The organism is Candidatus Thiosymbion oneisti (genome assembly GCF_900092655.1).
In the GTDB taxonomy this organism is placed as follows: domain Bacteria; phylum Pseudomonadota; class Gammaproteobacteria; order Chromatiales; family Chromatiaceae; genus Thiosymbion; species Thiosymbion oneisti.
In genome coordinates this window covers 1-7,206 of the sequence record NZ_FLUY01000498.1, presented here as the reverse complement: position 1 = coordinate 7,206, position 7,206 = coordinate 1, and the positions used below count along the sequence as shown (strand labels likewise).

4 protein-coding genes and 1 pseudogene are annotated in these 7,206 nt (G+C 55.6%); all 5 read left to right on the top strand.

The window, feature by feature from the left end:
- Window positions 1–128: 128 nt before the first annotated feature.
- A pseudogene (locus tag BQ17_RS23175) lies at window positions 129–722 on the top strand (DDE-type integrase/transposase/recombinase); the annotation flags it as partial.
- Window positions 723–761: 39 nt separating this feature from the next.
- Window positions 762–3,056: an FHA domain-containing protein gene (locus BQ17_RS04810; protein ID WP_141699113.1), complete on the top strand. Its 2,295-nt coding sequence runs from the start codon at window positions 762–764 to the stop codon at window positions 3,054–3,056.
- A gap of 39 nt (window positions 3,057–3,095) precedes the next feature.
- A complete protein-coding gene (locus tag BQ17_RS04805) occupies window positions 3,096–4,835 on the top strand; it encodes a serine/threonine protein kinase (RefSeq protein WP_089724757.1) in 1,740 nt (579 codons plus the stop codon).
- A 122-nt stretch (window positions 4,836–4,957) separates the two neighbouring features.
- Window positions 4,958–6,130: a vWA domain-containing protein gene (locus BQ17_RS04800; protein ID WP_256091484.1), complete on the top strand. Its 1,173-nt coding sequence runs from the start codon at window positions 4,958–4,960 to the stop codon at window positions 6,128–6,130.
- 275 nt (window positions 6,131–6,405) lie between these two features.
- Window positions 6,406–7,038, top strand: coding sequence for a YMGG-like glycine zipper-containing protein (locus tag BQ17_RS04795; protein WP_089724750.1), 633 nt, complete (start codon window positions 6,406–6,408; stop codon window positions 7,036–7,038).
- Window positions 7,039–7,206: the final 168 nt, after the last annotated feature.

Genomic DNA, 7,206 nt, shown 5'->3' with positions numbered 1-7,206 from the left:
CAAGCGAAATAAAAACCGCGAGCGGGTGAGTCAGCAGAGACTATGAACTTGCAAAATCGGTCGAAACTAGGTACTAGTGGTCACCCGTGAGTTCATCCACCCCGAACGAGGAAGGTCCCAAGACACCGGTGAAGACCTTCAAGGCGTACGCGCCGGGCTTTGTGCACGTCGATGTGAAATACCTGCCTCGGATGCCGGACCAGGACCAACGGACGTATCTATTTGCCGCCATTGATCGCGCCACCCGCTGGGTGTACGGGGAACTCCTCAAGGACAAGTCAGCAACCTCCGCCGGCGGCTTCCTCAAGCGCCTGATCGACCAGGCTCCATTCACGCTCAACAAGGTCCTCACCGACAACGGCAAGGAATTTACCGATCGCTTCTGTACTACCGACGAGCGCCAGCCAGCCGGTTCTCATCCCCTTCGATCGGGTCTGCGCCGACCACCGCATTGAACACCGCCTGATCCCCCCGTAGACCACAAACCAACGGCATGGTCGGACGCTTCAAATGGTCCCATCGCCGCGTCCTGCGCACCACCCGCTTCGACTCCGCCGACTCTCTCCAGGCAACTCTCAAACGTTTCGTCTACCTGTATAATCGACATATCCCTCAGAAAACTTGCACCACAAAACATCCTTGCAGACACTCCAATAATGGCATTCACAGCAACCTCAGCTTTTCAAAAAAAACCACGTAATCATGCGGGACCTGATATTTAACTTAGTCCTCCAAGGGTAGGGAAATAGGAAGCTTCGCTTGTGGAACATATCGTTGAATTCAAAACATCGCGGCAGTCGCTTGGGCGCCTGGTGCTGGTTCCGAATCAGGACTACGGCGTGGGTAGTGACGAGTCAAACGCGATGCGGATTTCGGGTTCCGATGTCCAACCGCAACACGCGCGCTTTCGTTATCGCGATGGCTTAATCTTGGTCGAGCCCATCAGGTCTGCTCGGATCCTGCTGAACGGGGAGACCATTACTGACGTCTGTGCGGTTAGCGACGGTGACTGGGTAGCGTTCGGCTCCACGCTGTTCCAGGTGCGCTTTCCAGAATCCGACCGAAATAGTATGGCCGGACCTCGGCCAGCGCCAGCGGTCGGCACTAAAGAGGGCAACGACAAGATCATTGTCGGCCGCATCCCCAGCTGCGGTTTACCGATAGATTCGCCGCTTATCTCCCGCAAACATGCGCAGCTTCAAATTGATTCGGATGACGTCTGGTTGGAGGACCTCAAGAGTACCAATGGAACCTGGGTCAATGGTCAGCGCATCAATGAGCGCGTCGTCCTCCACGCCGGTGACCGGGTGTCCTTCGCGAGCTTTGTCTTTGTTTTCTCCGGGTCTGCTCTGGAGCCGGTGGAGGCTGGTAACCGAGTACGCGTCGCGGCGTACGGGTTAAACAAGACGGTAACCGACAGAACCACTGGCGAGCCACGCAATCTCCTCGCCGATATCGATCTCGTCATCAATCCGGGCGAATTCGTCGTCATTTTCGGTACCAGCGGCTCGGGCAAGTCCACGTTGCTCGACGCCCTCAATGGGCGTCGACCGGCCTCATCCGGTGAGGTCTCGTATAACGGGGTCGATCTTTACCGCGCATTCGACTTGTTTCGTTCCGGCATCGGTTATGTGCCTCAACAGGATATTGTCCATCGCAAGATCACCGTGCGTAATGCCTTGCGCTATACGGCACGGTTGCGTCTGCCACCGGACACCTCCGCACAGGAAATCGAGGTTTATATCGAGCGTGTGCTCGAACGGGTCGGACTAATGGAGAAGGGGGATCTGGCGGTGGACACCCCCGAGCCACTCAGCGGGGGTCAACTCAAGCGGGTCAGTCTGGCGGTGGAGTTAGTGGCGAATCCGAACATTCTGTTCCTGGACGAGGCAACCAGCGGACTCGATGCGGGTACGGACAAGCGTATGATGCGGTTATTCGCCGGGCTTGCGGGCGATGGGAAGACGGTCGCCTGTGTGACCCACAGCCTGGAGAATATCGATCATTGTCACCTGGTCGCTTTGCTCCATCAGGGTCGGCTGGTCTACTATGGTCCGCCAGGGGATGCAGCAGAACACTTCGGTGTTGCGCGCCTGTCGGATGTCTACGAAGCACTCGATGTTCAAGAAGCAGCCTATTGGAGCGAACGCTTCGTGCAATCACCACACCACGAACGCTATGTACGCTCGCGTTTGCCGACCGAGGTCGACAAGGCGCAAAATCAAAACTCTGCCGCTACCGATGCCCAAACACCGAATAAGATCCGCCGTTCCCTGTTTGATATCAAACAGGCGATAACCTTGACCCGGCGTTATGCCGATCTGCTGTTCTCCGACCATTTGAACCTGCTGGTGCTTTTGCTGCAAGCACCGCTCATTGCCCTGGTCGTGGGGGCGGTGTTCGACACCGGTGACGAACTGCCTCAACGCGCGGCGGCGGAGAGCCAGATTACCTTCGTGTTGATTCTTTCCGCTATTTGGTTCGGCTGCATCAACTCCGCCCGCGAAATCGTCAAGGAACTGCCGATCTATCTGCGGGAACGCGCCGTCGTCGTTGCGATTCCTGCTTACCTGGTAAGCAAGTTGATCCCGCTGGCGCTATTATGTCTTCTACAATGCGTCAGCTTCCTGGCCATCGTGACCTGGATGCTGGATTTCTCGGGACCCTTTGACGAGCGTCTCCTGACGCTGTTTCTGGCCGGATTTGCGGCAACCGGCATGGGTTTGGCGGTAAGTGCCTTCGTCAATTCCAACGACAAGGCCATCGCCGCCTTGCCCCTGTTGCTGATCCCACAGTTCATCTTGTCGAATTCCGTGGTCGCCCTGACGGGGGCGACGGAGAGTTTCGCCCGCGTATCCGTGATCGCCTATTGGGGGCTCGATGCCATGCGCGCGACACTCGATTCGGAACTGCTCATGCTGCGTGACTCCACCGGCAAGCTACTCATTCCCGTCACCGGGGAATGGGCAGGCGATCTTGGATATCTGGCAGCCCAAGCAGCAGGTTTTCTGGTCATTACTCTCATCGGGCTAAAGCTCAAGGATCGTAAGGTATAATGTGTGCCTTGAATTGTGGGCCTGAAACATGAGATTGCCATGAGCGAAGAAAGCGTCGAAAAGCGCTGTCCCAAGTGCAGTGCGACGAATCTAATCGTAGAGTTGCCGCAACGCGAGTATCGATGTGGCGATTGCGGTCTGGAGCTCGCCCACCTGGACACGACGGCCCAGGGCGCAGTCCGTGGGGTCCTGGGTTGGTGTTTGGACGTAGGCACCGAGATCAACGAGCGCTATCGGGTAACCGCCGTTCTCGGCAAGGGCGGCTTCGGTGTCACTTACCTGGTCGACGATCTGCGGCTGCACGGAAAGCACAGAGCGCTCAAGGAGATCCCGGAAATACTCTTCGACGAACATGAGACCCGCCTGCTCGGTCGCTTGAGTCATCCCTCCATTCCTGACATCACCGACCGTTTCACCGAGTCGGAAATGGTCTATTTGGTGTTGGAGTTCGGTGGCAACCGCACCCTACGCACCGAGCAGGAGCGGCGTGGCGGCCGTATTCCGGCATTCGTGCTCCTGCCCTGGGTACGTCAGCTCTGTGATGCCTTGAGCTATCTCCATGAACAGGACCCACCTGTCGTTCATCGCGACCTGAAGCCGGATAACGTCCTGCTCGATGACCAGGATCGGGTTATGCTGATCGATTTCGGCATCGCCAAGGAGGCCACCCAGGATTCCATGACCCGCACCTTAGGCCGCGCCGTCTCCCACGGATTCAGTCCACCGGAGCAGGTGTTGGGTACGGGGACGGACGCCCGTTCCGACGTCTACGCGCTGGGTGCGATCACCTACAATCTAGTCACTGGTCAAATGCCCGCGGCTGCTCACGAACGGATTGCGGGAAAGGCCATCGAGCCCTTGTCGAACTTCCTACCCAAGATCCCGCCGCTGATCGAAACAGCGGTGATGAAGGCTCTGGAACTCAACATCAACCTGCGTCAACAGTCGATCGCGGAGTTGACAGAGGTCTTCGGTCTTGTACAGGATGGCAGTGGTAGTACGGTGACGGTATTGGGCGACCCCAGTGCGGGTTCGGCAACCGGGCCAACGACCGCTAATCCGGTTGTCCTGCCCAGTGTTCAGTTGCCTACTTCGGGCTCATCCGCCACTGGCAGTGCTCAACCGAGTATTCGCGTTGCACAACCGGACTCTACGCCTGTGCCTACGCCGCCTAAGCGGCCCTGGGCTACGGTTTTTACCCTGATAACGACCTTGGTTGCGGTTGCCGGCGGGGGCGCTTGGTATCTATGGCAATCAGGGGCGATCGATCGCTTTACCGGCAGTGACGAACGGTCTGTTGAGTCTGCGCGGAAATCGCCGGATGAATCAGTGGCAGGGGCCAAGGACCTTGGCATGGTCGCTCCCATGCCCTCGCCATCCGGCGCAAAACAGGGGCTTCAAACCGGGACTGGTGCAATAGCGGCTGCAAAGCCGACTCGGTCCACCGGGGGGTTACCCTCCGTGTTTTCCAGCGATCAACCGACGGTAACCGCAGCGCCCAAGCCTAGCTCCGGCGGCTCATTACTGGATACCTTCAAGAAATATCGAGAGGAGGCACTGACCAGGCAGCCTGTTGCAAAGATAGTGGCACCCGGGCAACCTAAAATAAAGCCTAAAACCAAAACAAAGAAAAAGGCCAAGCCGAAGCGAAAGGTGGTAAAGCGTAAGCCCGTACCAAAGCGAAAGGTGGTAAAACGCAGAGCCTCGAAGGCAAGCAAGCCTGCGTCAAGCGTCCCATCTTCCTGGGGATTCAAGTATAAAGGTGCGACGAAGCATTAGGATTCCTCCATCCTATCCAGCACAACTGCCAAGTCGTAGGGGTATTGAATATGCAAAAGCGAGATTCACACATGTCAGGTTTCATCCTTAGACACCTCAGCCGAATCGGAGTAATAGCGGGGATGGTTCTATTCAGTGGTGTAGCATCCGCCCAGGTCACCGAGGGATATGGATTTGCTGCCCCCGGCGGATACGGACTGAAGGTCTACCGCACCGACTATTCCTTGTATCCCTTCGTTCAGATCTATTTCCGTACATTCGACACTGAGATGCGTCCGTTAGAGAATCTAACCGAGCTCAACATTGGTCTGATGGTTCGGGGTAAGTCCTATGATGTGGGAAAAAGGCAGTATGGCGTGCAATCGATTCGTCAACGTGAAGAGGCCACCCGGTCGGTACTGGTGATCGATGCCAGCGGAACCATGGGTAAAAAAACCAAGGAAGAGGTCAAATCCAAAGTCGGCAGCTCCAGGGGCAATACCCCATTCGACGAAACCCTGAGGGCGGCGATCCGCTTCATCGACAGCAAGCGTCCCCAAGACGAGGTTGCAGTCCTGGCGATTCGGGATACCGATCAAGGTTATGAGCTTGTATCCCAGTTCGAACGCGACAAGGATGCACTTGCACGACGCATTGCCGATATTCGTGCAGGTGGCAAAAAGACCCGCTTGTACGACAGCATCGGTGCTGCCCTGCAGATGTGTGCCCTCAGCTCCCAGGGTTCCGTCGTGTCAGGAGGAAACTATGTGGTGTCCTGCTCCGTGATTGTGATGTCCGATGGAAAGGATGAAGGCAGCTCGGTTACCCGTCAGGAATTGATGACACGCATTTCCAATCTATCGATTCCGATTCCTATCTATGCGTTGGCATACTCGCAGGTTGATAGCAAGCACTTCAAGAATCTCGAGGCCCTGTCGAAGAATTCCTTCGGCATCTACTTCAACCTGGGAAAAACGATCTCTGAAATGCAGCGTATCGTGGAGGAAATCCAGGATATTCTGCAGAGCGACTATGTCGTTACCTTTCGCTCCTACCTGTCCGTTGACGGGCAGAAACACAATATAAAATTAGGCCTCGAGTATCCCAGCGGAAGTGGCAAGTATGTGTATAACGACAGCAGTTTCGAGGCGATTCAAACACCGTCGGTTGACAAGGTTAAGGAGCTAAAACAAAAGCTGGCAGAGAAGATACCGGAGCGACAGGATAAGAACCCATACTGGGAGGAAGGCAATGTGCCAGCACCTGTTCAGGTTCCACCGACAGGACCGAGTAAGTGGTGGAAGTTTTGGGAATAGCTTTTTCGGGAACTGTCAATTGAATTTGGTGGGGTAGTGTTCTAACTTTGTTTTTCAAGGCTCAAATAAAGATTCTAAATCAACATCTTATGAGCATGAAGCAACAGAGTTACAACACCACCGAATTTGGTGGTTCCGTGCTGACTTTAGTTGGGAATAGCCAAAAATCGGCGCTTCCCGAGGTAGACCTGTTTTAGAGCACATGAAGGTATGCGCCACATGAATGTATGTTCAGAAACGGGGTCTTTGTTCGTCTTTTTGGAGGGTCTTTATCGATGAAGCGAACCACTGAAAGTGTCCTACTTGCCGTCACTGTTTCCGCGGTCATTACCCTCTCAGGGTGCCAGACGACCGGCGATACGCAGGACAAGGCAGCGGGTGCAGGTATCGGTGCCTTGTTGGGTTGTGCAGTGGGTGCACTAACCAATGATGAGGATAGAGGAAAAGGTTGTGCAGTGGGTGCAGCCGTCGGCGCTGCCGCCGGCTGGGCCACTGTCAGTATCAAAAAATACCAATCGGAACGGGTTCGTTCGAGGGCGAACGACCGGCGGGTCTATGGATTGACCAAATCAGTCAGAAGTCCCCAAGTCAAAATCAACAAGAGTAGCAACTCACCGAGGACAGCGAAAATCGGAGAAACCGTGAATATCCTCACAGATTACTCGGTGCGCCTACCAGCGAACGAATCCGCTGTTAGCGTGAAGGAGAGTTGGACACTCAAGAAAAATGGCAAGGCCGTTACGTCCCTGCCCGCTCAGACGAACGAGCGCGAGGATGGCGGTTGGGCAGCCGAAGCGGAGATATCCATTCCAACGGGTATCGCTCCGGGCGCTTATGTGATTGAGCACAGGGTCCAGGCCGGCTCCAGCTACGACACGAGCACATCCCGGTTCGTCGTCAGATCCTGATCCGGCGGTGCCATAAGCCCGGGCCTAATACCGACAGGCCCGGGCGATCGGCTATTGATATCTACTTCGCACTCCCTGGTCTAGTACCTAGTTTCGATCGATTCTGCTAGTTTTGGCGCCGGAGCGTGAAAGCCAAGCGTGTGAGCAAGCAGATACTATGAACTTGCA

Bases quoted from the DNA above. Each gene is read 5' to 3' on its own strand.
- BQ17_RS04805 (WP_089724757.1), top strand. From the start codon at position 3,096: ATGAGCGAAGAAAGCGTCGAAAAGCGCTGTCCCAAGTGCAGTGCGACG.
- BQ17_RS04800 (WP_256091484.1), top strand. From the start codon at position 4,958: ATGGTTCTATTCAGTGGTGTAGCATCCGCCCAGGTCACCGAGGGATAT.
- BQ17_RS04795 (WP_089724750.1), top strand. From the start codon at position 6,406: ATGAAGCGAACCACTGAAAGTGTCCTACTTGCCGTCACTGTTTCCGCG.